Here is a 22,810-nt window from a genome sequence, read left to right on the forward strand (position 1 = left end):
CGCGGCGAAGGCGCGCCTGCGGCCCGAGGCTCAGCGGCCCTCGACCGGGACGAAGTCGCGCAGGACCTCGCCGGTGTAGATCTGGCGCGGGCGGCCGATGCGGGAACCCGGCTCCTTGATCATCTCGTGCCACTGGGCGATCCAGCCCGGAAGCCGGCCGAGCGCGAAGAGCACGGTGAACATCTCGGTCGGGAAGCCCATCGCGCGGTAGATGAGGCCCGTGTAGAAGTCCACGTTCGGGTAGAGGTTGCGCGAGACGAAGTACTCGTCGGAGAGCGCGTGCTCCTCCAGCTTGAGCGCGATGTCCAGCAGCTCGTCGGACTTGCCGAGCGCGGAGAGGACGTCGTGCGCCGCCGCCTTGATGATCTTGGCGCGCGGGTCGAAGGACTTGTACACCCGGTGGCCGAAGCCCATCAGGCGGACGCCGTCCTCCTTGTTCTTCACCTTGTTGATGAAGGAGTCGACGTCGCCGCCGTTGGCCTGGATGCCCTCGAGCATCTCCAGGACCGACTGGTTGGCGCCACCGTGCAGCGGACCCCAGAGGGCGGAGATGCCGGCGGAGATCGACGCGAACATGTTCGCCTGGCTCGAACCGACCAGACGGACGGTGGAGGTCGAACAGTTCTGCTCGTGGTCCGCGTGGAGGATGAGCAGCTTGTCGAGCGCGGAGACCACGACCGGGTCCAGCTCGTACTCCTGGGCCGGGACCGAGAAGGTCATGCGCAGGAAGTTCTCGACGTACCCGAGGTCGTTGCGCGGGTAGACGAAGGGGTGGCCGATCGACTTCTTGTAGGCGTACGCCGCGATCGTCGGGAGCTTGGCGAGCAGCCGGATCGTGGAGATGTGGCGCTGGTTCTCGTCGAACGGGTTGTGGCTGTCCTGGTAGAAGGTGGACAGCGCGGAGACCACGGAGGAGAGCATCGCCATCGGGTGGGCGTCCCGGGGGAACCCGTCGAAGAAGCGCTTGACGTCCTCGTGCAGCAGCGTGTGCTGGGTGATCTCGTTCTTGAAGGTCGCGAGCTCGTCGACCTTGGGGAGTTCACCGTTGATCAGCAGGTACGCCACCTCCGTGAAGGTGGAGCGCTCCGCCAGCTGCTCGATGGGGTAGCCGCGGTACCGCAGAATGCCCTGCTCGCCGTCGAGGTAGGTGATCGCGGATTTATAGGCGGCGGTGTTGCCGTATCCGCTGTCCAGGGTGACCAGACCGGTCTGGGCTCGGAGCTTCCCGATGTCGAAGCCCTTGTCGCCGACGGTGCTCTCGACCACCGGGTAGGTGTATTCACCGTCCGCGTACCGCAGTACTACAGAGTTGTCGCTCACGTCATCCCTCACCGACGTAGTGCCTCTTCTTCGAGGTGCCCTGACTGTCTCTACCATCCCCCATTTGGCTCAGGAGAGTGCACTCGGGGTCGACCATTGGGCCAATTGGCGGCACTCAGTGCCGCCAACCTGCTCATCTTGCCCCCTTCGCCCCGCTTCCGGAAGTCCGGGGTGGCCTTTCGCACCGTCGCCACCCGGCCGCCGCACGGGAGCTTCGCAGGCTGCCGCACGGCAGATCACCCGGCTGCCGAGAGCCGGTGGGCCAGTGCGGTGAAGCGTCTGCCTGCGGAAACCGTCCGTACGGCCTGGGCGATCGCCTTGCGGGAGCCGACCAGGACGACGAGCTTCCTGGCCCGGGTGACGGCCGTGTAGAGCAGGTTCCGCTGGAGCATCATCCAGGCGCTGTTGGTGACCGGGATCACGACCGCCGGGTACTCGCTGCCCTGCGAACGGTGGATCGTGACGGCGTAGGCGTGGGCCAGCTCGTCCAGCTCGTCGAAGTCGTACGGCACCTCCTCGTCCTCGTCCGTGCGTACGGTCAGGCGCTGTTCGACGGTGTCGAGCGAGGTCACGACGCCGACCGTGCCGTTGAAGACGCCGTTGGCGCCCTTCTCGTAGTTGTTGCGGATCTGGGTGACCTTGTCGCCGACGCGGAAGACCCGGCCGCCGAACCGCTTCTCGGCCACGTCGGGGCGGGCGGGCGTGACGGCCTGCTGGAGCAGTCCGTTGAGCGCGCCCGCGCCGGCCGGGCCCCGGTGCATGGGGGCGAGAACCTGCACGTCCCGGCGCGGATCGAGACCGAACTTGGCGGGAATCCGCCGGGCGGCCACCTCGACCGTGACCCGGGCGGCGTCCTCGGTCTCGTCCTCCACGAAGAGGAAGAAGTCCGGCAGACCGGTGGTGACGGGCGGCTCGCCGGCGTTGATCCGGTGGGCGTTGGTGACGACCCCGGACTGCTGGGCCTGCCGGAAGATCCGGGTCAGCCGGACGGCCGGAACCGGGCTGTCGGGCGCGAGCAGATCGCCGAGGACCTCCCCCGCGCCGACCGACGGCAGCTGGTCCACGTCCCCGACGAGGAGGAGGTGTGCACCGGGTGCCACGGCCTTGACGAGCTTGTTGGCGAGGAGCAGATCGAGCATGGACGCCTCGTCCACGACGACCAGGTCGGCGTCGAGCGGCCGGTCCCGGTCGTAGGCCGCGTCCCCGCCGGGCTTCAGTTCCAGGAGGCGGTGGACGGTCGAGGCCTCGGCGCCGGTCAGCTCGGCGAGGCGCTTGGCGGCCCGGCCGGTGGGCGCGGCGAGGACGACCTTGGCGCGCTTGGCCCGGGCCAGCTCCACGATCGAGCGGACCGTGAAGGACTTCCCGCACCCGGGGCCGCCGGTGAGCACGGCGACCTTACGGGTCAGGGCGAGCCGGACCGCCTCCTCCTGCTCGGGCGCGAGCGAGGCCCCGGTGCGGTCGGCGAGCCAGGCGAGCGCCTTGTCCCAGGCGACGTCCTGGAAGGCCGGCATGCGGTCCTCGGGGGTCCGGAGCAGCCGGCCGAGCTGCCCGGCGAGGGACAGTTCGGCGCGGTGGAACGGCACCAGGTACACGGCCGTGACCGGCTCCCCCTCGGGCCCGGGCACCGACTCCCGTACGACCCCCTCGGGGTCCGCCGCGAGCTCGGCGAGGCACTCGATGACAAGGCCCGTGTCGACCTGGAGCAGCTTCACCGCGTCGGCGATGAGCCGCTCCTCGGGCAGGAAGCAGTGGCCCTGGTCGCTGGACTGCGACAGGGCGTGCTGCAGCCCGGCCCTGACCCGGTCGGGGCTGTCGTGCGGGATGCCGACGGCCTGGGCGATCCGGTCGGCGGTGAGGAAGCCGATGCCCCAGACGTCGGCGGCGAGCCGGTAGGGCTGGTTGCGGACGACGGAGATCGAGGCGTCCGCGTACTTCTTGTAGATCCGCACGGCGATGGAGGTGGAGACGCCGACGCCCTGGAGGAAGACCATGACCTCCTTGATGGCCTTCTGCTCCTCCCACGCGGCCGTGATGTTCTTCGTCCGCTTGGGGCCGAGCCCCGGCACCTCGATGAGGCGCCCGGGGGCGTCTTCGAGGATGTCGAGGGTGTCCAGGCCGAAGTGCTGGGTGATGCGGTCGGCGAAGACGGGGCCGATGCCCTTGACGAGCCCGGAGCCGAGATAGCGGCGGATGCCCTGGATGGTGGCGGGCAGCACCGTCGTGTAGTTCTCGACCGTGAACTGTCTGCCGTACTGAGGATGGGAGCCCCAACGCCCCTCCATCCGCAGCGACTCCCCCGGCTGGGCCCCGAGCAGCGCCCCGACGACCGTGAGGAGATCGCCGCCACCGCGCCCGGTGTCGACGCGGGCGACCGTGTACCCGCTCTCCTCGTTGGCGTACGTGACCCGCTCAAGCACCCCTTCGAGCACCGCGTGACCGTGACCCCGACCCTCGTTGGACATGCCTCGACGGTAGCGAAGGCCTCGGACATCGCGGGGGCGTGTCAGGTGGGCCCGTGCCGGCGGTCACCGGCACCGTGCACCATCTGCCCCCTCAGCGAAGCGGCAGCCCCTTGCCCATCCGCTCTACCCTCGGAGACGGGCCCCTCGGCTCTCCGCGACCCGCTTGACGTCCCGTAGCGACTCGGCGAGCCGGAAGGCGAGGTAGCGCAACTCGCCGCTGCTCGCCCGCCGCTCGGCGAGCAGCTTCGTCAGCGTGGCCCAGCAGGTCGCCCGCCATGCCGAGCTGGACACTCTCGATGCCGTCCGCGAGCCGCGACAGACAGCCGTCCCCGTCGCCCACCAGGTAGCACGGCTTGCCCTCCTCACCCGTCCAGGGCAGCATCCGCGCCTCGCCGCTCACGCGGCCACCTCGTGGTGGAAGCGTTCCTCACGGGCAATCTGATGGACGACCCGTCCCTGGTGAACGCCAGTCGCACGGCCTACGCTCTTGCGCTGAGCGATGCACTGTCGCAACAGGAGTCACTGGCCCTGGTCAGGGCAGCAGCAGAGGAACACGCACATGGTCAGCAGTGAGCGCACCGTCGTCGGCTCGTCCTCCCTCACGGGGTGGTACAAGTCGAGCTACAGCGGCGGCGATCAGGGTGAATGCCTTGAGGTTGCCCTCGGCCACGTCGACATTCCCGTCCGGGACAGCAAGAACCCCACCGGCCCCGCCCTGGTCTTCTCGGCCTCCTCATGGGCGACGTTCGTCGCGGGGCTCAACCGCTAACCGGTCTGCGTCGGCCTCCCTCTCGCCGAGAGTGGCGGGTTAAGCAGCACCTCAAGGGCGCTCCTCCGCCGCGTCGCTGCGCGATGCCTACGGCCACCCTTGCCCCACCACGTCCACCCGCCCTTTCACACCCGGAGGACGGCCCGGGCAAGGCCACGCGGGGACTCCCTCACACCTGGGCCGAGCTCGGCGCCTGCGGCCCGGTCGGCGGAAGACGCAGTCGAATGGTGCGGTGACGGCGGCGCTCAGCGTGTGATGGAGGTGGGCGGGCCGGGACTCATGCCCCACCGGCCGCTCTCCGGCGGACCCGATGACCACCCGGCGATCCGTACCCCGCCCGAAGTCGAGCGGTTCACAGGGGCGCTCGCCCATTCCTCGCGCGATCACGGGGAAGCAGCGATTCCGGACGGCTGCTCTGAATTCTGCACCCAAAGTCCTTGCGAGCGGGACCGAGCACCCTCCCCTTTCGTCGGCATAAGAGCTGGACGGATCGGCGCTGCCCATAAAGACGAGAACAAGCCAATCAGACAGATCAAGCCAATCAATACACCCGGCGACTGCCGCCTGACACCCGACCACCCCCGAAAATTCGGCACTTCGAAGCATCCAAAACGCATCGCCGCATGATCATCTGTACTTGCAGCTCACCTCGGGGGCACGCTACCGTCACCAACGACCAAAGGACTTATCGGAATCCCTTCCCGGAACGGGAGAGGATTCGGGGGAGGCGTTCAATGCGTAGGATTCTTACGATCCTGATCGGAATATTCGTGATGGCCGGGGTGGGGCTTGTGACCGCCCCCATGGCGAGCGCGACCCCGAAAGGATGCGGAGACCTCACGAATGGGCAGCTGTGCGTGAATAAGCCCGCCGGTGTCGCCGGAGACTTCACCGTCAGCTACTACAAGTACCGGGGCAGCAACACCACCGTCACCCTGGGCGCCCAGTTCAAGACCCCGAAGGGGACGGTTCACCCGACGGACTGGATCGCCACGAAAACTGCCGTCACCGGCAAGTACGCGAGCGCTACGCGCTACTACACGACCAACCCCGACTGGTGCGTGCGCGGCGTCATGAAGTCGGGCGAGACCACCTACATCACCAAGTGGCTGTGCTACTGATATAGCCTTACGGGCCGGTGCCCCCTGACGCCACCGGCCCGTCCGCAGACCCTGGAGGTGAGCGCATGTGGCAAGTCATTCTCTACATCACGCCCCTTAACGTCATCTTCGGGCTGCTCGCCTGCTTGCTCGTGTGCATTTTCGGGACCACGCTCCGCAGGAAGAGGGGCGCGGAAGCCGGACGTGGGGCACAATTCCTCCTGCTTTTCTTCCTGGGAATCACTCTCCTTGCCACACTGACTCCGTCACAGGCCATCGGCTCAGGGGATTCAACGGTCTGGATCATTCCTGGCCAAGGACTGTTGTTTGACTACGCCGCGATGGAAGACATGGAACGCTCCATGTACATCAGGCAGCAGGTCGCAAATGCAGCGATGTTCCTACCCGTCGCGATCTCCTTCCGATTCTCCTTCCCACGCTCCGGCCTCACGGTCACGGTCATGGCGGCGTGCGCGCTGAGTCTCTTCATCGAGTTCACGCAGTGGCTCATGCGGGCCGGCAGGGTGGTCGACATCGACGACGTGCTCGTCAACGTGTCCGGCGCGTCCATGGGTGCCCTGTTGTATGCGTTGGGCGTGTGGCTCGCGACGCACCGGACCGGTGCGAAGGAGACGGGTTCTCGGCATCGGCGCGCGCCCCGACCCTCGTGGGACGTGAGCCGCAAGGAGCGTTGATCGATCCACTCGGCCGAAGGCGTCGTGCGGGCCCGCGCGACGGCGCTCCGAGTGCCGAGCGGACCGAGGAAACGTAGCGTTTCCGGCATGAGTGATGAATCGTTCCAGGACGACGTGCTGCACGAGCTGGGCGACGACCGGCTCCAGGAGATCGCCGGTCTGCTCGGCACGGACGCGGCCGGGGCGAAGGCGGTCGTGGGCAGCTCGGTGTCCGCGCTCGACGGAGAGCTGCGGCAGGCGGCCTCCGAGCCCGGTAGCGCGGACGAGGTACGCCAGGCCGTCGAGGAGGCCACGTCCGCCGAGCCGCCGCTCCAGGGCGTGGCGGGCTTCGGCGGCCTGGTGAGCGGCGGCCTCATGGCCGGGGTGCTCGGCAAGCTGGCGAAGCCCGCGGCCAACGCGGTCGCCAGGAAGACGGGTCTCCCCCCGGCGACGGTCTCCCGCGCGATCGAGCTTCTTGTCCCCGTCGTCCTCGCCGTCATCACCAGGCGCGCGGCGGGCAAGAAGGCCGACGGGGCGGGTCTCGGCGACATCCTGGGCGGCCCCAGGAAGTAGCGGACCCGGAGGTCAGCCCACCTCTCGTACGAAGCCCTCCGCCGTCTCCTCCAGCACCTCCACGCCGTTCCTGGCCCACAGCTCGTCGTTGAAGAGCTCCACCTCGATCGGGCCCGTGTACCCGGCCTCCTCCACGAGGGTGCGCCACCGGCGGAGGTCGATCGCGCCGTCGCCGAGAGGGCCGCGGCCGTTGAGGACGCCGGCCGGCAAGGGGGTGGTCCAGTCGGCCAGTTGGAAGGCGTGGATGCGGCCCGCCGCGCCCGCGCGGGCCACCGCCGCCGGAGCGCGGTCGTCCCACCAGACGTGGTACGTGTCGACGACCACCCCCACCTGCGCGGCGGGGAAGCGCTCGGCGATGTCCAGCGCCTGGTCCAGGGTGGAGACCGCGCAGCGGTCCGCCGCGTACATCGGGTGGAGGGGTTCGATCGCGAGCCGGACACCCCGCTCCCCCGCGTACGGGGCGAGTTCGGCGATCGCCTCCCCGATCCGGGCGCGTGCAGCCGTCAGGTCGCGGCTGCCCGGGGCGAGGCCCCCGGAGACCAGGACCAGGGTGTCCGTGCCCAGGGCCGCCGCCTCGTCGATCGCGGCGCGGTTGTCGTCCAGCCCCTGGGTCGTCGTGAAGAAGCCGCCCCGGCAGAGCGACGTGACCGTCAGGCCCGCGTCGCGTACGAGCTTCGCCGTCGCCTCCAGGCCGTACTCCGCGACCGGCTCCCGCCACAGGCCCACGCCCGGGACGCCGAGCCGAACGCAGTTCGCCACAAGGTCCGGCAGGGACAGTTGCCTCACGGTCATCTGGTTGATGCTGAAGCGTGCGAGAGGGTGGTTCCCCGCTTGGTTCACTGCTCGACTCCGTACACCGTCAGAAGGGACCGCATCCTCGACTCCGCCCGCTCCGGATCCGGGAACAGGCCAAGTCCGTCGGCCAGTTCGTACGCCCGGGCCAGGTGCGGCAGGGAGCGCGCCGACTGCAGGCCGCCGACCATCGTGAAGTGGTCCTGGTGGCCCGCCAGCCATGCCAGGAACACGACTCCCGTCTTGTAGAAGCGGGTCGGCGCCTCGAAGAGGTGCCGGGAGAGTTCCACGGTCGGGTCGAGCAGCTCCCGGAACCCCTTCGCGTCCCCCGTGTCCAGGATCCGTACGGCCTCCGCCGCCAGCGGGCCCAGCGGGTCGAAGATGCCGAGCAGCGCGTGGCTGAAGCCCCGGTCGTCGCCCGCGATCAGCTCGGGGTAGTGGAAGTCGTCGCCCGTGTAGCAGCGGACGCCCTCCGGGAGGCGGCGGCGCAGCTCGATCTCGCGCTGGGCGTCGAGCAGGGAGACCTTGATGCCGTCGACCTTGTCCGGGTGGGCGGCGATGACCTCCAGGAAGGTCTCGGTCGCCGCGTCCAGGTCGGCCGAGCCCCAGTACCCGCCGAGCGCCGGGTCGAACATCGGGCCCAGCCAGTGCAGGATCACCGGCTCGGTCGTCTGGCGCAGCAGACCCGTATAGATGTCGAGGTACTCCTCCGGACCGCCGGCCGCCGCCGCGAGGGCGCGCGAGGCCATCAGGATGGGCTGGGCGCCGGCCTCCTCGACGAGCGCGAGCTGCTCCTCGTACGCCGAGCGGATCGCCACCAGGTCTGCGGGGCCGGTCAGTTGGTCCGTGCCCACGCCGCACGCGATCCGGCCGCCGACCGCCTTCGCCTCGGCCGCCGAGCGACGGATGAGCTCGGCCGCTCCCGCCCAGTCCAGGCCCATCCCGCGCTGGGCGGTGTCCATGGCCTCGGCGACGCCCAGGCCGTGCGACCAGAGGTGGCGGCGGAAGGCGAGCGTGGCGTCCCAGTCGACGGCCGCCGGGCCGTCGGGGGTCGTGTCGGCGTACGGATCGGCGACGACGTGGGCCGCGGAGAAGACCGTACGGGAGGTCAGGGCGCCGCCCACGGGGGCGAGGGGGCGCGCGGGGCGCGGGCTGTACTCCCGTACGCCGCCGGTCGCGTCGGGCAGCCGGATCACAGCGTGACCTCCGGGACGTCGAGGCGCCGGCCCTCGGCCGAGGAGCGCAGCCCCAGCTCGGCGAGCTGCACACCGCGCGCGCCCGCGAGCAGGTCCCAGTGGTACGGCTCGTCCAGGACCACGTGGCGCAGGAACAGCTCCCACTGCGCCTTGAAGCCGTTGTCGAACGCGGCGTTGTCCGGGACCTCCTGCCACTGCTCGCGGAAGGGCTCGGTCGCCGGGATGTCCGGGTTCCAGACCGGCTTCGGGGTGGCCGAGCGGTGCTGGACGCGGCAGTTGCGCAGGCCGGCGACGGCCGAGCCGTGCGTGCCGTCCACCTGGAACTCCACCAGCTCGTCGCGGTTGACGCGGACCGTCCAGGAGGAGTTGATCTGGGCGACCGCGCCGCCCTCCAGCTGGAAGATGCCGTACGCGGCGTCGTCGGCGGTCGCGGAGTACGGCTTCCCGTGCTCGTCCCAGCGCTCGGGGACGTGGGTGGCGACGTGCGCGGTGACGCTCGTGACGCGGCCGAAGAGCTCGTGGAGGACGTACTCCCAGTGCGGGAACATGTCCACGACGATCCCGCCGCCGTCCTCGGCGCGGTAGTTCCAGCTGGGGCGCTGGGCGGCCTGCCAGTCGCCCTCGAAGACCCAGTAGCCGAACTCGCCGCGCACGGAGAGGATCCGGCCGAAGAAGCCGCCGTCTATCAGCCGCTTCAGCTTGAGCAGGCCCGGCAGGAAGATCTTGTCCTGGACGACGCCGTGCTTGACGCCCTTCTCGGCGGCGAGCCGGGCCAGGTCGAGGGCGCCCGCGAGGTCACCCGCCGTGGGCTTCTCGGTGTAGACGTGCTTGCCGGCGGCCACGGCCTTGCGGATGGCCTCGACGCGGGCCGAGGTGACCTGGGCGTCGAAGTAGATGTCGACGGCCCGGTCGGACTCGTCGGCGAGCACGGCGTCCAGGTCGGTGGACCACTCGGTGAGGCCGTGCCGCTCGGCGAGCGCGCGCAGCGCGGACTCGCGGCGGCCGACGAGGACGGGTTCCGGCCAGAGGGTCGTGCCGTCGCCCAGGTCGAGGCCGCCCTGCTCGCGCAGGGCGAGGATCGAGCGGACGAGGTGCTGGCGGTAGCCCATGCGTCCGGTGACGCCGTTCATGGCGATACGGACCGTCCTGCGTGTCACGAAGGTGCCTCCATCACGTACACAACCTCAAACAGAAAGCGCTTTCTACGAACGAAGACGCTAGCCTGCCGACAACACACCGGACAAGGGGTCCGCCGGACTCTCCTGACGCCCCCGACCCGGCCCTCGCTCCGCTCTCGCCCGCTCTTCCCGGAGGTACGCGATGACCGTCACGCTGTCGGATGTGGCCGCGCGTGCCCAGGTGTCCCCCGCCACCGTCTCCCGTGTCCTGAACGGCAACTACCCGGTCGCCGCCTCCACAAGGGAGCGGGTGCTGCGGGCGGTGGACGAGCTGGACTACGTCCTGAACGGGCCCGCGAGCTCGCTGGCCGCCGCCACATCGGACCTGGTCGGCGTCCTCGTCAACGACATCGCCGACCCCTTCTTCGGGATCATGGCGGGCGCGGCGCAGAGCGCGATCGGCGAAGGGGCGCCGGGCCGGGCGGGTGGCGAGAAACTGGCGGTCGTCTGCAACACGGGCGGCTCCCCGGAGCGCGAGCTCACCTACCTCACACTGCTCCAGCGCCAGCGCGCCGCCGCCGTCATCCTGACCGGCGGCGCCCTGGAGGACCCGGACCACGTGGCGGCGGTCTCGACGAAGCTCGCGAAGCTGACGGACGCGGGGACCCGGATCGTGCTGTGCGGCCGGCCGCCCGTGGCGGGGGACGCGAGCGTGGCGGCGCTCACCTTCGACAACCGGGCGGGCGCGCGCCGGCTCACGGAGCACCTGCTCTCGCTCGGCCACCGGCGGATCGGTTACGTGGCGGGGCCCGCGGACCGGACGACGACCCGGCACCGCCTGGAGGGCCACCGGGACGCCCTCGCGGCGGCGGGGCTGCCCGAGGGGCCGACGGTGCACGGCCCGTACGACCGGCGCTCGGGCTACGACGCCACGCTCGAACTCATGCGGCGGGAACCGGCGTTGACGGCCGTCCTCGCGGCCAACGACACGGTCGCGCTGGGCGCGTGCGCGGCGCTGCGGGACCAGGGGCTGCGGATACCGGAGGACGTGTCGGTCGCGGGCTTCGACGACCTGCCGTTCTCGATCGACGCGGTCCCGGCCCTGACGACCGTACGCCTGCCCCTGCACGAGGCGGGCGCCCGCGCGGGCCGGCTCGCGGTCGGCACCGAGGAGCCCCCGCCGGGCGGCGTGACGACGATCCCGGCGGAGCTGCTGGTACGGGAGTCGACGGCGCGCCCGCGGGGGTGAGGGGCGCCCAAGGGCCTGACGAGACGCCCGCGAGGCGCCTCTCAGGTTCGCGCGTGGGCAGGCACCTCCGAGGCCGGCTCCATAGCCGCGGCCCCCTTCGCCGAGCCCGCCCCGCGCCCCCACGAGAGCGTCGACAGCGCCACTCCCCCGACCAGCAGCGCCGCCGCGCACCAGCGCAGGGGTGAGACGCCCTCGCCCAGGAACAGCGCCGCCGAGGACATGCCGAAGACGGGGACCAGGAGGGAGAACGGGGCGACCGAGGACGCCGGGTAGCGGCGCAGCAGCCAGCCCCAGGCGCCGAAGCCGAAGACGGTGACGACCCAGGCGCAGTAGACGATGACGCCCGCACCGGTCCAGTCGAGCCCGCGCAGCGCTTCGAGGTCGCGCTCCGGCCCCTCCAGGAGGAGCGAGAGGGCGAGCAGCGGCAGCACGGGCACGGTGCTGACCCAGACCATGAAGTTGAGGGCGTCGGGCGGGGACGCCTTGCGGGTCAGGACGTTGGAGACGCCCCAGCAGGCCGCCGCCGCGATGCACAGCGCGAAGCCCACCAGCGGGCCGGACGCGCCTTCGTCGACCGCCGCGACGCCGATGCCCGCGAGCGCGACCGCCATGCCCGCGATCTTCACCCTCCCGGGCCGTTCGCCCAGCGCGACGAAGGCGAACAGGGCCGTGAAGACCGCCTGGATCTGCAGGATCAGCGAGGAGAGCCCGGCGGGGGCGCCGAGGTCCATGCCCGTGAAGAGCAGCCCGAACTTCGCCACGCCCAGGGCGAGTCCGACCCCCACGATCCACTTCCAGGCGACCGTGGGCCGGCCGACCAGGAACACCGCGGGCAGCGCGGCGACGAGGAAGCGGAGGGCGGAGAAGAGCAGCGGCGGGAAGTGGTCGAGGCCGATCTCGATGACGACGAAGTTGACTCCCCAGACGGCGGCGACGAACGCGGCCAGGGCGATGTGGGCAGGGCGCATGAGAAAGAGCGTCACCCATCCTCATCGTGTAGCACCAGCGCGTATCTCTTCATGGTTGGATGAAGCAACGCTTCATCCAGAGCCACGCCCGCCTCACCGAACCGAGACGCCCCGAGAAGCCCCGAGGAGCCCGCCCATGCTCGATCTCGGCCGTCTGCGCGCCCTCCACGCCGTCTCCGTCCACGGGTCCGTCGGCGCCGCGGCCGCCGCCCTCGGGTACACCCCGTCGGCCGTCTCCCAGCAGATCGCGAAGCTGGAGCGGGAGACCCGTACGACCCTGCTCGAACGCCGGGGCCGCGGGGTCAGGCTCACCGACGAGGCGTACCAACTGGCCGCCACCGCAGAGCAGTTGCTGTCGATCGTCGAGCAGGCGGAGGTACGGCTCGAAGAGCGCCGCGGGCTGCCCGCCGGGCGGCTCTCGATCGGCTGCTTCGCGAGCGCGGCACGCGGTCTGATGCCCCGGGTCCTCGCCGACCTGACGGCCCGGCACCCCGCGCTCGACGCCCGCCTGACGGAGGTCGACCCGCACATCTCCATCGAGCTCGTCGGGCGGGGAGTGATCGACCTCGCCGTCGCCCACGACTGGGACATCTCTCCGATGCCGTCCCCGCCCGGACTCGAACAGGCGGTGATCGGCGACGACCTGTGCGACGTCCTCGTACCCCGTACCCACCCTCTGGCGGGTCGGGCGTCGGTACGGCGGGAGGAGCTGGCGGAGCAGCGGTGGATCACGCAGCCGCCGGGCTCCGTCTGCCACGACTGGCTGATGCAGACCCTGCGCTCCACCGGCTGTGAACCGCACGTCGTCCACCAGGCCGAGGAGAACCACACCCAGGTCGCCCTGGTCGCGGCCGGCCTCGGGATCGCGATGGTGCCGCGCCTCGGGCGCGGGACGCTGCCGCCGGAGGTGACCCCGGTCCGGCTCGACCCGGTGCCGAGGCGCCGGCTGCACGCGCTCTGGCGCACGGGCGCGGCCCGCCGCCCGGCGATCACCGAGACCGTCAGGACGCTCCAGGAGCACTGGCCGCGGGTGGCGTCGGAGGCGACCTGAGGGGCCGATTCCTGCTCAGGTCCTTGACCTGGCAGTTACTTTCGGGCTATCCGTGCTCCTTGGAAGTTTCCTTCACCGACTTCCCTCCCCATCCCGCACGGCCGGAAGGAGCATCAGTGCACCACCGCGCCCCCGCCACCTCCCCCTCCCCCTCCCCCACCCCCTCGGCCTCCCCCTCCCGACGCACCCTTCTCACGGTCTCCGCCGCGGCCGCCGCTGCCGCCGTCACCGGAGTCGGCACCCCCGCCCAGGCGGCCGGCGACGCGTCGAGCGAGCGCACGCTCCAGGCGCTCATCTCCCGGATGTCCCTCGAAGAGAAGGTCGGCCAGCTCTTCGTCATGCGGGTGTACGGCCACTCCGCCACCGCCCCCGACCAGGTCGACATCGACCTGAACCTCAAGGAGATCGGCGTCCGCACCGCCGCCGAGCTGGTCGAGAAGTACCACGTCGGCGGCGTCATCTACTTCTCCTGGGCGCACAACACCCGCGACCCGCACCAGATCGCCGACCTCTCCAACGGCATCCAGCGGGCGGCTCTCGCGCAGCCCACGCCCGTCCCCGCCCTCATCTCCACCGACCAGGAGCACGGCATCGTCTGCCGGGTCGGCGAACCGGCCACCCTGGTCCCCGGCGCGATGGCGCTCGGCGCCGGCGGCTCGCGCTCCGACGCCCGCGAGGCCGCCCGGATCGCGGGCGCCGAACTGGCCGCCGTCGGCATCCGGCAGAACTACGCGCCCGTCGCCGACGTCAACGTCAACCCCGCCAACCCGGTCATCGGCGTCCGCTCCTTCGGCTCCGCCCCCGAGGCCGTCGCCGACCTGGTGTCCGCCCAGGTCAGGGGGTACCAGTCGGCCGGGGTCGCGGCGACCTCCAAGCACTTCCCCGGGCACGGCGACACCGCCGTCGACAGCCACTACGGCCTGCCGACCATCACCCACACCCGCGAGCAGTGGGCCGAGCTCGACGCCCCGCCGTTCCGCTCCGCGATCGCCGCCGGCATCGACTCGATCATGACCGCGCACATCGTCGTCCCCGCGCTCGACCCGAGCGAGGACCCGGCGACCCTCTCCCGCCCCATCCTCACCGGCATCCTGCGCGAACAGCTCGGCTACGACGGCGTGGTGGTGACGGACTCCCTCGGCATGGAGGGCGTACGGACCAAGTACGGCGACGAGCGCGTGCCCGTCCTCGCGCTCAAGGCCGGCGTCGACCAGCTGCTCAACCCGCCGAAGCTGGACATCGCCTGGAACGCGGTCCTCAAGGCCGTCCAGGACGGCGAGCTCACCGAGGCGCGGCTAGATGAATCGATCCTGCGGATCCTGCGCCTCAAGGCGAAGCTGGGGCTCTTCCGGCGCCCGTACGTGACGGGCGGCGGAGTGGACCGTACGGTCGGCACCCGCGGGCATCTCGCCCGGGCCGACCGGATCGCCGAGGCCACCACCACCCTGCTCCTCAACGAGCGCGGCTTCCTGCCGGTCAGCCGCCGCAGCCACTCCGCGGTCCTGGTCGTCGGCGCCGACCCGGCCTCCCCCTCGGGTACCACCGGGCCGCCGACCACCACCCTGGCCGGCGAGTTCACGGCGCTCGGCTTCACCGCCACCGCGCTGTCCACCGGCATCACCCCGACGGCGGCGAAGATCGAGGAGGCCGTGGCGGCCGCCGCCGGCAAGGACCTGGTCGTCGTCGGCACGTACAACGTCTCGGCGACCAGCCCCCAACGCACCCTCGTCGACCGCCTCGTGGCGACCGGGGTGCCCGTCGTGACGGTCGCGATCCGCAACCCGTACGACATCGCCCAGCTCCGCGGACAGCGGGCCACGCTCGCCGCGTACTCCTGGACCGACGTCGAACTGCGCGCCGCCGTCCGGGTGATCGCCGGGCACGCCCGGCCGCAGGGCCGTCTGCCCGTTCCCGTGCAGCGTGCGGACGATCCGACGCGGGTGCTGTACCCGGTCGGCCACGGCCTGTCCTACGCGAGACGTAACCAGTGACGCAGGCCCCCCGTTCTCCCTGGCGTCCGCCCGCCCCGGCGGGCGACGCTGGAACCGAGGAGAACGGGGGTCTCTCATGCGCGCTCTCTCAAGCCCCGCGGTGTGGACGGCGGGGCTGCTCCTCGTCCTGACCGGATGTGCCCTGACCGGATGCCAACAGGCCCCCGACGGCGGGCCGCCGCTCCCCGTCACGTACACGAGCACGCCCCACGACCCCGGGGCCTCGTTCCTGGGGCCCGGGGACTGCTCCACGCGCGGGACGGTGTTCCGCGAGGTCCCGTGCACGAGCGAGAGGGCCGTCGCACGGGTGACCACCCGGTACCAGGGGCTCACTTCGGACGCCCCGACCTGCCCGCCGACCACGGACTTCGTCCTGCACGTCTCGGAGAGCCGCCCGGCGGCGGACGAGAACGGCGACGGGTCGGTACCGCGCGGCTACGCCTGCATGCGGAATCTGGAACCGCCGCATCCCGGTGACCCCGGGCAGGGCGGCGGGCCGCACACCGTCGTCGGGGACTGCGTGGCGCCGACGGATTCCTCGGGTGCGGGCCGGGTGAAGGAGACCGCCTGCGACGGATCGGGGGAACGGCCACCCGCGTTCCGGGTCGCGTCGGCGGTCACCAGCCGGGACCACTGCCCGCCCACCACCGCGCTGTTCGTGGCGCTGGGCGGGGAGCGCCCGGTGGGGTGCGCCCGGCGGCTGTGAAGCACGCCGGGCGCTGAAGTCGGGTCTACGGACGCAGACCGTGCTCCCTCTTCAGCTCGTCGTCCGTCGCGTTGTCGAGACGGGCGTCGAAGCGGGCCAGGGGCTGCCCGGCCTGGACGGCCGGGGCCTCGACGCCGGCCCAGGCGAGGATGCGGGCCGTGGCCTTGGTGCGCTCGGCCTCGACGAGACCGGCGACCTGGGCACCGTGGTTGGCGCCGGGGGCCGTGAAGACGTAGCTGTCACGGGCGCCCTTGCCGAGGCGGAACGGCTCGGCTCCCCACGGGTCGTTGCCGCCGTAGACGAAGAGCATCTGGTGCGCGTTGTGGCGGACCCAGCTGTCGACGTCGCGCATGGCCGCCGGCTTGAACGTGGTCGGGATCTCGCGCGGAACGAAGTTACGCGCGGGCTGGTAGCCGTACCGGGTCAGGCCGTTGAGGTGCGGGAGCTTGATGCTGGGCGAGCCCAGCTCGGTGGCGGCCTGGTAGTAGTACGGGGTGTACGGGTCGAGGCCCTGGTCGGTGTAGAAGGACCAGCCCGAGTAGGCGTCGATCGTCTGGTAGACGGTGTCGTCGCTCGCGGTGGCCGCGTCCGGCACGTCGGCACAGACGTCCTGGCCGTAGTACTGCCAGAAGCCCCAGACGAAGTCCAGGACGACGGCCTCGTACGCCTTGTCCAGGGAGCCGACGGTGTTGAAGGTCGCGCCCTCGGTCTCCGCCCACTCCTTGTACTTCTTCTGCAGCGGCTCGCGGCGGATCAGCGCCTCGCGCTGCATCGCGTTGAGCCGGTCGCGGCACTCCTTGGTGCCGACCGTCTCGAAGAACCGGTCGTAGGCCGAGTCCTCCTTGTTGTTCACGTCGTTCGGCGCCACGTAGGCGACCACGCCGTCCATGTCACGGGGGTAGAAGCGCTCGTAGTACGTCGCCGTCATACCGCCCTTGGAGGCGCCGGTGGAGAGCCACTTCTTGCCGTAGATCTTCTTCAGCGCGGTGAAGATGCGGTGCTGGTCGCTCGCGGCCTGGTAGATGTCCAGCTTGGTCCAGTCGGCGGGCTGCGGCCGGGACGGCGTGAAGAAGCGGTACTCCATGGAGACCTGGTTGCCGTCGATGATCCGGGTGGGCTCGCGGCGGCTGGGGGTGGTGCTCAGGCCGTAACCGCTGGTGTGGAAGACGGTCGGCCGGTCGGTGTCCTTGTGCAGCAGCGAGAGTCGCTGCTTGAACGTGCCCTTCCAGGGGCGGCGGTGGTCCACCGGCTGGGTGTACTCGAGGACGAAGTAGCGGTAGCCGGCGTACGGCTTCTCCTCGATGAGGCTCATCCCGGGGATCGCCAGGATGCGGTCCTTGATGTCCGTACCGACGGCGCTGTCCGCGACGGCGGTCGGACTGCCGGTGGCCGGCTCGGCGGCGGTGGCCGCACCACCCGCGCCGACGGTGCCTATGAGCACCGTGAGCGACATCAGCCATCTCAGCGACTTGCGCATTCACCCTCCCCTTGGTTCACAACGGTGTCGCGAACCTAGCGGGCTCAACGTGCGTACCGCCAGACCCAGTTGCTCCTTACCCGCGATCAAGATCTGTGTAGCCATCACCTAAACTCCCGCAAGCCATGCAGCACAAGGCACGACACGGGAGGACACGTATGAGGAGGAGTTACAGGGTGAGGGCGAAGGTGGCGCTCATGGCCACCGTCGCCGCGTCACTGCTGGCGACAGGGTTGGCGGCACCGGCGCAGGCCGCCGCCGACCCCGGCCTCGAACTCTCCAACTTCGAACTGCGCCCGCTCTCCAACAAGGCGGAGCTCCAGGGCCGCATAGACAAGCTGAACGCCGATCTACCCAACATCGGCGTGAACTCGCTCCTGAAGGAGGCGCAGACCAGCGGCCGAACGGGCAAGTGGGACACCGAAGTCTGCAACAAGGCGGCCACCGAGCTCGGCACGAAGCCGCAGGGCTTCGCCAAGAGCTTCTGCTTCGACACCGCCGACAACGGCACCGACGACGGCTCCGAGTGGTGGCCGCAGGGCGTGACCAGCGTCGCCGACGCCGACGAGGACCAGACCTGGGGTGACCCCGAGACCGGCTGGAACCCGGCGGATCACAAGCCCATGATGGTCACTTGGTACAACAAGGACGACTGGAACGACGACAAGAAGCCGGACGACGTCGACGAGGGCGGGACCAACACCGAACGCAAGGGCGTCCGGGTCTCGTTCATCGACTCCAGCACCGGGAAGTACGCCCACGTCCTGCTGGTGTACCCGTTCATCAACGACTCCGGCAACGCCAGCTACATGAGCGTGCGCACCTCGCAGCACTACTCGAAGGCGGGCGGGAAGCAGTACGGCTCGCTGCACGCCGGCGGCATGGTCTGGTACGGCTACTACCTGTACGTGGCGGACACCAACCGCGGCTTCCGCGTCTTCGACCTGCGCAACATCATCGACCTCGGGGCCCTGCCCGCCGACAAGTGGGGCAGGTCCAAGACCGCGATCGGCCGACAGGACGGCGTGTACAACGCCCACGGCTACCGCTACATCCTGCCGCAGAGCGACGGCTGGACGAACGCCGCCTGCGACACGGTCGAGCCGCCGCCGGGCACGCCCTGCGACATGCAGGACGAGGACAAGACCTGCCAGGCCACGGACGTCACCTCGAAGACCAGCTTCGCGAGCCTCGACCGCTCCTCGGCCACGCGGCACATCACCACGGGCGAGTGGTGCGAGAAGGCGAAGGTCACCGACGCGTTCACGACCGGCCGGGTCATCCGCCGACCGATGAACACCAGCGGCGGCACACCGGCCCTTGACGCCAACGGCTACTGGCAGGCCGACGAGGCCTACCGCATTCCGTTCCTCGCGTCCGAGCAGGACAACGGCGGCATCCAGGGCGCCGCGGTCATCAACGGCACGTACTACCTCAGCCAGAGTCGGGGCCAGCAGAACGGCCGGGTCCTCGTCGCCAGGCCCGACACCGCCACCGGCCGCCTCGTCGAGTCGTCCCCGCGCCGGACCTCCGCGATCGGCGTCGAGGACTACTCGGTCTGGCCGGGCACACCGAACCGCCTCTGGACGGTCACCGAACACCCGGGCAAGCGGATGCTGTTCAGCGTGACGCCGTAGGAGTGCCGGGAGGGGGTGGACCGGGATCCCGGTCCACCCCCTCCCGTACCAACTCCGCTCGTCAGCCGAGGGCGACCAGCCCGGTCCAGCCCCCTTCACCGACCACCGTCGCGGCCCCGTGGGCGCTCCGGCCACCCAGATAGAACCGGAGCGTGCCGTCGGCCATGACGGCCCACAGGTCGGGGATCCCGTCACCGGAGGCGTCGGCAGTCCCCTGGATCATCGGGATGCTCGTCGGGGTCCAGCCACCCTGCCCGTACACGATGTCCTGTCCCGCCCCCGAGGCCCCGGCGGACGCCAGGGAGGCGAGGTCGACGCCCCCGTTGGCCGCCGCCTTGCCCTGGCGGAGGAGAAGCCCACGGGTGGTGTCGTCGGTACGCCGCAACAGGTCGGCCACGCCGTCACCGGAGTAGTCGGCGAGGCCGACGATGTCGCTGGTGGACCACCCGCCGCCGAAGAGCCGCGCCTCGGTGAAGGCAGCACCGGTGTAGCCGGTGAAGGCCCACAACTGGTCCCCGGCCTTGGCCATCGCGTCGGCGAGCCCGTCGCCGGTGATGTCACCCGTGGCGACGATCTGGGTGAGCGTGGCTGGGGCAGGCGCGTTCGACGGAAGCAGCACCTCCACCCGGCTCGTGGTGTTGAAACTTCCATAGCCGTCACCCGGGAAGACGTAGAGCCTGCCGTCGGGCAGCCGCGCCATGAGGTCGTTGACGCCGTCGCCCGGGAACCAGTCACCGTGGTGGCTGAGCAGCGCGGGGCCGCCGGTGCCCGTCCAGTAGCCGTCGTCGAGGACGCCCTTGCCGTCGAGGCCCGCCGGCATGTGGATGCCGACGTCGCCACGGGTGGAGGCGGCGTAGTGGCGCAGGTTGCCGGAGCCGTCGATGGCGAGGAGGTCGGGGAACCCGTCGCCGCTGAGGTCGCCGGCCGGATCGGGCGTCTTGCGGGGCTTGACGTAGAAGATGTACTTCATCGGCGCCGCGGAGCGGTTGCCCGCGTTGTCGACCGCCCAGACGAACAGGACGTTGACGCCCGCGGCGGGCGGGTTGAGCGTCTTGCTGACCGGAGCGCCCTTGGTGGTGGCCAACGAGGGGTTGGTCGTGGGGTTGGGCGCGTTGAAGGCGTACTCGTACTTGACGACGCTCTCGTCCGGCGTGCCGCTGCCGGTCTCGGCGGCGAAGGTGAACTCCCCGGCCGTGCCGAACTCCACGGTGCTCCACCGGTCGTACTTCTCCCCGGGCTCCGGGAACGGGGTGGAGGTCACCTTGGGGCTGCTGGGTGCGGTCTGGTCGACCGTGAACTGGCAGAAGGCGGTGGTTCCTGCGGGGCCTTGCGCCGAGACGCCGCCCTCCGTGTCGATCGTCCACGCGGTCCAGGAGTACGTCTTGCCGCTGACGAACTTCGCCCAGGCGAGCGGAACGCTGATCGTTCCGTTGCTGGCGGGCTGGACGTCCTGGTTCAGGACAGGCGTACCCGGGGTGTCGTTGCGCCAGACCTTGAGGTGGACGTACTCCAGGTCGCCGTCGACGTCGACACCGGAGACGCGGAAGGTGATGTCGCTCTTGCCGATGGCGACATAGGGGACGTTGGTGTCGCACATGCCGCCGGGAACGGTCGACATGCCGACCTGGAGGGGCTCGTTGGGGTTGTGGTTGTAGAGGGTCTCGATGTACGGCGAGTTCTCGCCGTTGGCGATGATCTTCTTCCAGTACATCGAGTCGCTCTCGTTGGCCGCCTTCAGCCCGATCCCGATGAGGGACCACTCCTTGGTCGAGGCCTCCTGGGTCGCGGACTTGATGTCGGTGCCTGCCCAGTCGTCTTTACACGTCTCCGCCTTGTAGCCGTGGGCGTTCGTCTGACTTCCGAGGAGGCGGCCCCAGATGTTGGGCGAGTTCTGGTTGGCCCAATTGGTGGTCGGCGTGATGGTGCTCGTGAGGTACACGTCGTACTTGCGGGGCTCGCAGCTCCAGGAGTAGGTCTGCAGCACGCGGAAGTACGAGGACTTGATGACGGCGCCGTGGAGCTTCTTGTCGTGCTCGAAGGTGAAGACTGACCGGGACAGGCCTCCGGTCGTCTTCTCGTAGCCGATGCGGGATTCGTTGCTGCCGTCGTTGAAGTTCTGCCCGTTGTAGAAGCTCGACGTCGGGTGCTTCGCGTAGAGCAACGTCCAGTCGTTCTTGCGACCCTTGAAGGAGGGGTCGATGAAGACGGGGTAGACCACGTCGGGGTCGGTGAGGGACTTGGCACCCACGGCCAGCTGGAGGACACCGTCGGCGGCGAGCGTGGCGCCGAGAACGCTGTCATGGCTTCCGGGCTGCGGGCCCGCGAGCCCGGGCAGCGCAAGGGCCGTGTCCGCGACCGAGGGGTCGGGGACTGGGGTCGGCTCGCCCTCCGTCTGCCGGACCGAACCCGCCGAGTCCCAGAGGTACGGAGTCGGCGCGGCGGCGATCTCCTCGCCCGCGGGATTCAGGGCGCTGACCACATGGGAGCCCGGGTCCAGCCGGAACGTGAGGGTGGGCGAGGAGAGCCGATAGTCCAGGTCCTTCAGCAGCGGATCCTCCGCAGCCTCGCGGGAGTGGACGATCAGGACGTGGGAGTAGCCGCCGTCGCGAGCGGTGAGCAGGAGGTCGATTCCGGGCCGCACGTTCTCGTAGAGGGCACGAGGGCCGTCCACGACGGGCGCGGGCAGCGGGCCGGGCCAGCTGACGACGAGGTCGTGGCCATCGACCGTGAGCCGTACGAGTTCGCTCCAGGTGCGCTCGTCGGAGGAGTTGGCGGGCGCCGCCGGTGCGACGGGCGCGGCGGCGAGACCGGAGCGCTGCACGCCGGCGTGGGAGGAACGGTTGGCGCGGTCCGCTCGGGAGTCGCCTGCACTGAAGAGCAGCGGATCGTTCACCGCGGCGGGCGCGTAGCCGCCCTTCACCTTCCGGAGCGTGGTGTCGATCTTCTTCCACTCACCGTCGACCTTGGCCCGGATCGTGGCGCTGTTCGTGCGCGTGCGCAGGAAGCCGTCGGGCTGGGCCCAGGTGGTGGAGTTCGCGGTGCGCTCGGCGGTCGCCTCGACGTCCTTGCCGCCTCGCTTCGCCTCCCGGAGGGCGTCGGCGATGCCTAGTTGCTGCCGCGCGGTCGTGTCGCGTGCGCCCTTCGGGGCGGTCTCAGGCTCGCCTCCCGCAAGGTGCACGGTGAGGGGGAGGGCGACAGCGGCTGCGAGCACCGCGGACAGCACGGCGTAGCTACGTCGGGTCCGCCGCGTCCTGCGTTCGCCGGCCGTGGGCGCGGCTGCGGGGCCGGCCTGATTTTCCGGCGACGTGACGCTTCCGATGTCGTCCGGTTTCGTCGAGGCGTCCATGAGTCCCTTCCCCCTTGGGCAGATGGATACCGCGCTGCCTTGAGAACGCGTTGCCCTTGTCATTCCTGCTGTGCGCACACGAGTGCCAGCAGAGCATGGCCCATCTTCACGTTTCCGTCACTCCCCGCACTGTTGGCACAGAAAAGGGCTCGGGAGGGAACCGAAGACGCTTCCTGGGAGTCTCTCAGATCAGCGAGGACTCCTATCAGGGCCGCAAGTTCTGACCAATCAGGACTAATCTCCCTCACTGCGGGGGGATTTGACAGCATTCATTCGATTGGCCGACTTCGAGCAGAACGATCTTCGTCAGGCCAATCATTTCACTATGAAGCTTTCACCCCCATATCCCTTGAATTCTGCGGCAATTGCGCGTGAGGAATG

17 protein-coding genes and 2 pseudogenes are annotated in these 22,810 nt (G+C 70.2%); 10 read left to right on the forward strand and 9 right to left on the reverse strand.

Going from position 1 to position 22,810, the window contains the following annotated elements; all coding sequences use genetic code 11:
- Positions 1 to 30: 30 nt before the first annotated feature.
- The 3 genes and pseudogenes from AB0F56_RS11185 to AB0F56_RS11195 all read right to left on the reverse strand — a co-directional run bounded on the left by AB0F56_RS11185 (position 31) and on the right by AB0F56_RS11195 (position 4,164).
- On the reverse strand, positions 31 to 1,320 hold the full coding sequence (locus AB0F56_RS11185) for a citrate synthase (protein ID WP_362006880.1): 1,290 nt from the start codon (positions 1,318 to 1,320) through the stop codon (positions 31 to 33).
- A 236-nt stretch (positions 1,321 to 1,556) separates the two neighbouring features.
- Entirely contained in the window at positions 1,557 to 3,782 is a 2,226-nt protein-coding gene (locus AB0F56_RS11190) for an ATP-dependent RecD-like DNA helicase (RefSeq protein WP_362006883.1), read from the reverse strand.
- 123 nt (positions 3,783 to 3,905) lie between these two features.
- Positions 3,906 to 4,164: pseudogene (locus AB0F56_RS11195) on the reverse strand (hypothetical protein).
- A 32-nt stretch (positions 4,165 to 4,196) separates the two neighbouring features.
- Between AB0F56_RS11195 and AB0F56_RS11200 the strand changes: the two are divergent.
- The 5 genes and pseudogenes from AB0F56_RS11200 to AB0F56_RS11220 form a co-directional block, all read left to right on the forward strand.
- Positions 4,197 to 4,355 (forward strand): annotated as a pseudogene (locus tag AB0F56_RS11200) (DNA-binding protein); the annotation flags it as partial.
- Positions 4,342 to 4,551 (forward strand): DUF397 domain-containing protein, encoded by a 210-nt coding sequence (locus AB0F56_RS11205; RefSeq protein ID WP_362006886.1) that lies wholly within the window; start codon positions 4,342 to 4,344, stop codon positions 4,549 to 4,551. The pseudogene AB0F56_RS11200 and the gene AB0F56_RS11205, both read left to right, overlap by 14 nt.
- An 857-nt stretch (positions 4,552 to 5,408) precedes the next feature.
- Positions 5,409 to 5,672 (forward strand): hypothetical protein, encoded by a 264-nt coding sequence (locus AB0F56_RS11210; RefSeq protein ID WP_362006889.1) that lies wholly within the window; start codon positions 5,409 to 5,411, stop codon positions 5,670 to 5,672.
- Positions 5,673 to 5,737: 65 nt separating this feature from the next.
- Positions 5,738 to 6,346 carry a VanZ family protein gene (locus AB0F56_RS11215; RefSeq protein ID WP_362006891.1) on the forward strand — a complete coding sequence of 203 codons (609 nt, stop codon included), beginning with the start codon at positions 5,738 to 5,740 and terminating at the stop codon, positions 6,344 to 6,346.
- A gap of 87 nt (positions 6,347 to 6,433) precedes the next feature.
- Positions 6,434 to 6,898 (forward strand): DUF937 domain-containing protein, encoded by a 465-nt coding sequence (locus tag AB0F56_RS11220; RefSeq protein WP_362006894.1) that lies wholly within the window; start codon positions 6,434 to 6,436, stop codon positions 6,896 to 6,898.
- A 12-nt stretch (positions 6,899 to 6,910) separates the two neighbouring features.
- On the opposite strand, the gene AB0F56_RS11225 is transcribed toward AB0F56_RS11220, so the two are convergent.
- Genes AB0F56_RS11225 through AB0F56_RS11235 form a run of 3 tightly spaced genes read right to left on the reverse strand, consistent with a single transcriptional unit; the run spans position 6,911 to position 10,043 of the window.
- Positions 6,911 to 7,690, reverse strand: coding sequence for a sugar phosphate isomerase/epimerase family protein (locus AB0F56_RS11225; RefSeq protein WP_362006896.1), 780 nt, complete (start codon positions 7,688 to 7,690; stop codon positions 6,911 to 6,913).
- A gap of 44 nt (positions 7,691 to 7,734) precedes the next feature.
- Positions 7,735 to 8,886, reverse strand: coding sequence for a dihydrodipicolinate synthase family protein (locus AB0F56_RS11230; RefSeq protein ID WP_362006898.1), 1,152 nt, complete (start codon positions 8,884 to 8,886; stop codon positions 7,735 to 7,737).
- On the reverse strand, positions 8,883 to 10,043 hold the full coding sequence (locus AB0F56_RS11235) for a Gfo/Idh/MocA family oxidoreductase (RefSeq protein WP_362006900.1): 1,161 nt from the start codon (positions 10,041 to 10,043) through the stop codon (positions 8,883 to 8,885). The genes AB0F56_RS11230 and AB0F56_RS11235 overlap by 4 nt, the downstream gene beginning before the upstream one ends.
- Before the next feature lie 163 nt (positions 10,044 to 10,206).
- Here AB0F56_RS11235 and AB0F56_RS11240 point away from each other — a divergent pair, with 163 nt between their 5' ends.
- Positions 10,207 to 11,253 carry a LacI family DNA-binding transcriptional regulator gene (locus AB0F56_RS11240; protein WP_362006902.1) on the forward strand — a complete coding sequence of 349 codons (1,047 nt, stop codon included), beginning with the start codon at positions 10,207 to 10,209 and terminating at the stop codon, positions 11,251 to 11,253.
- Positions 11,254 to 11,294: 41 nt separating this feature from the next.
- On the opposite strand, the gene AB0F56_RS11245 is transcribed toward AB0F56_RS11240, so the two are convergent.
- Positions 11,295 to 12,221: an EamA family transporter gene (locus tag AB0F56_RS11245; RefSeq protein ID WP_362006903.1), complete on the reverse strand. Its 927-nt coding sequence runs from the start codon at positions 12,219 to 12,221 to the stop codon at positions 11,295 to 11,297.
- A gap of 136 nt (positions 12,222 to 12,357) precedes the next feature.
- Between AB0F56_RS11245 and AB0F56_RS11250 the strand changes: the two genes are divergently transcribed.
- From AB0F56_RS11250 to AB0F56_RS11260, 3 genes are all read left to right on the forward strand, one after another.
- Positions 12,358 to 13,272 (forward strand): LysR family transcriptional regulator, encoded by a 915-nt coding sequence (locus tag AB0F56_RS11250; RefSeq protein ID WP_362006905.1) that lies wholly within the window; start codon positions 12,358 to 12,360, stop codon positions 13,270 to 13,272.
- 116 nt (positions 13,273 to 13,388) lie between these two features.
- Positions 13,389 to 15,263: a glycoside hydrolase family 3 protein gene (locus tag AB0F56_RS11255; protein ID WP_362006907.1), complete on the forward strand. Its 1,875-nt coding sequence runs from the start codon at positions 13,389 to 13,391 to the stop codon at positions 15,261 to 15,263.
- A 76-nt stretch (positions 15,264 to 15,339) separates the two neighbouring features.
- Positions 15,340 to 15,969, forward strand: coding sequence for a hypothetical protein (locus AB0F56_RS11260; protein ID WP_362006909.1), 630 nt, complete (start codon positions 15,340 to 15,342; stop codon positions 15,967 to 15,969).
- A 25-nt stretch (positions 15,970 to 15,994) separates the two neighbouring features.
- On the opposite strand, the gene AB0F56_RS11265 is transcribed toward AB0F56_RS11260, so the two are convergent.
- A complete protein-coding gene (locus AB0F56_RS11265; protein WP_362006911.1) occupies positions 15,995 to 17,446 on the reverse strand; it encodes an aminopeptidase in 1,452 nt (483 codons plus the stop codon).
- Positions 17,447 to 17,622: 176 nt separating this feature from the next.
- Between AB0F56_RS11265 and AB0F56_RS11270 the strand changes: the two genes are divergently transcribed.
- The gene (locus AB0F56_RS11270) at positions 17,623 to 19,083 is read left to right on the forward strand and encodes a hypothetical protein (protein WP_362006914.1); all 1,461 of its coding nucleotides are present in this window, start codon (positions 17,623 to 17,625) and stop codon (positions 19,081 to 19,083) included.
- Between the two features lie 61 nt (positions 19,084 to 19,144).
- On the opposite strand, the gene AB0F56_RS11275 is transcribed toward AB0F56_RS11270, so the two are convergent.
- Complete coding sequence (locus tag AB0F56_RS11275; RefSeq protein ID WP_362006916.1) at positions 19,145 to 22,429, reverse strand: VCBS repeat-containing protein; 3,285 nt, start codon at positions 22,427 to 22,429, stop codon at positions 19,145 to 19,147.
- Positions 22,430 to 22,810 lie beyond the last annotated feature (381 nt).

The organism is Streptomyces sp. NPDC026092, from assembly GCF_040638605.1.
GTDB lineage: Bacteria > Actinomycetota > Actinomycetes > Streptomycetales > Streptomycetaceae > Streptomyces.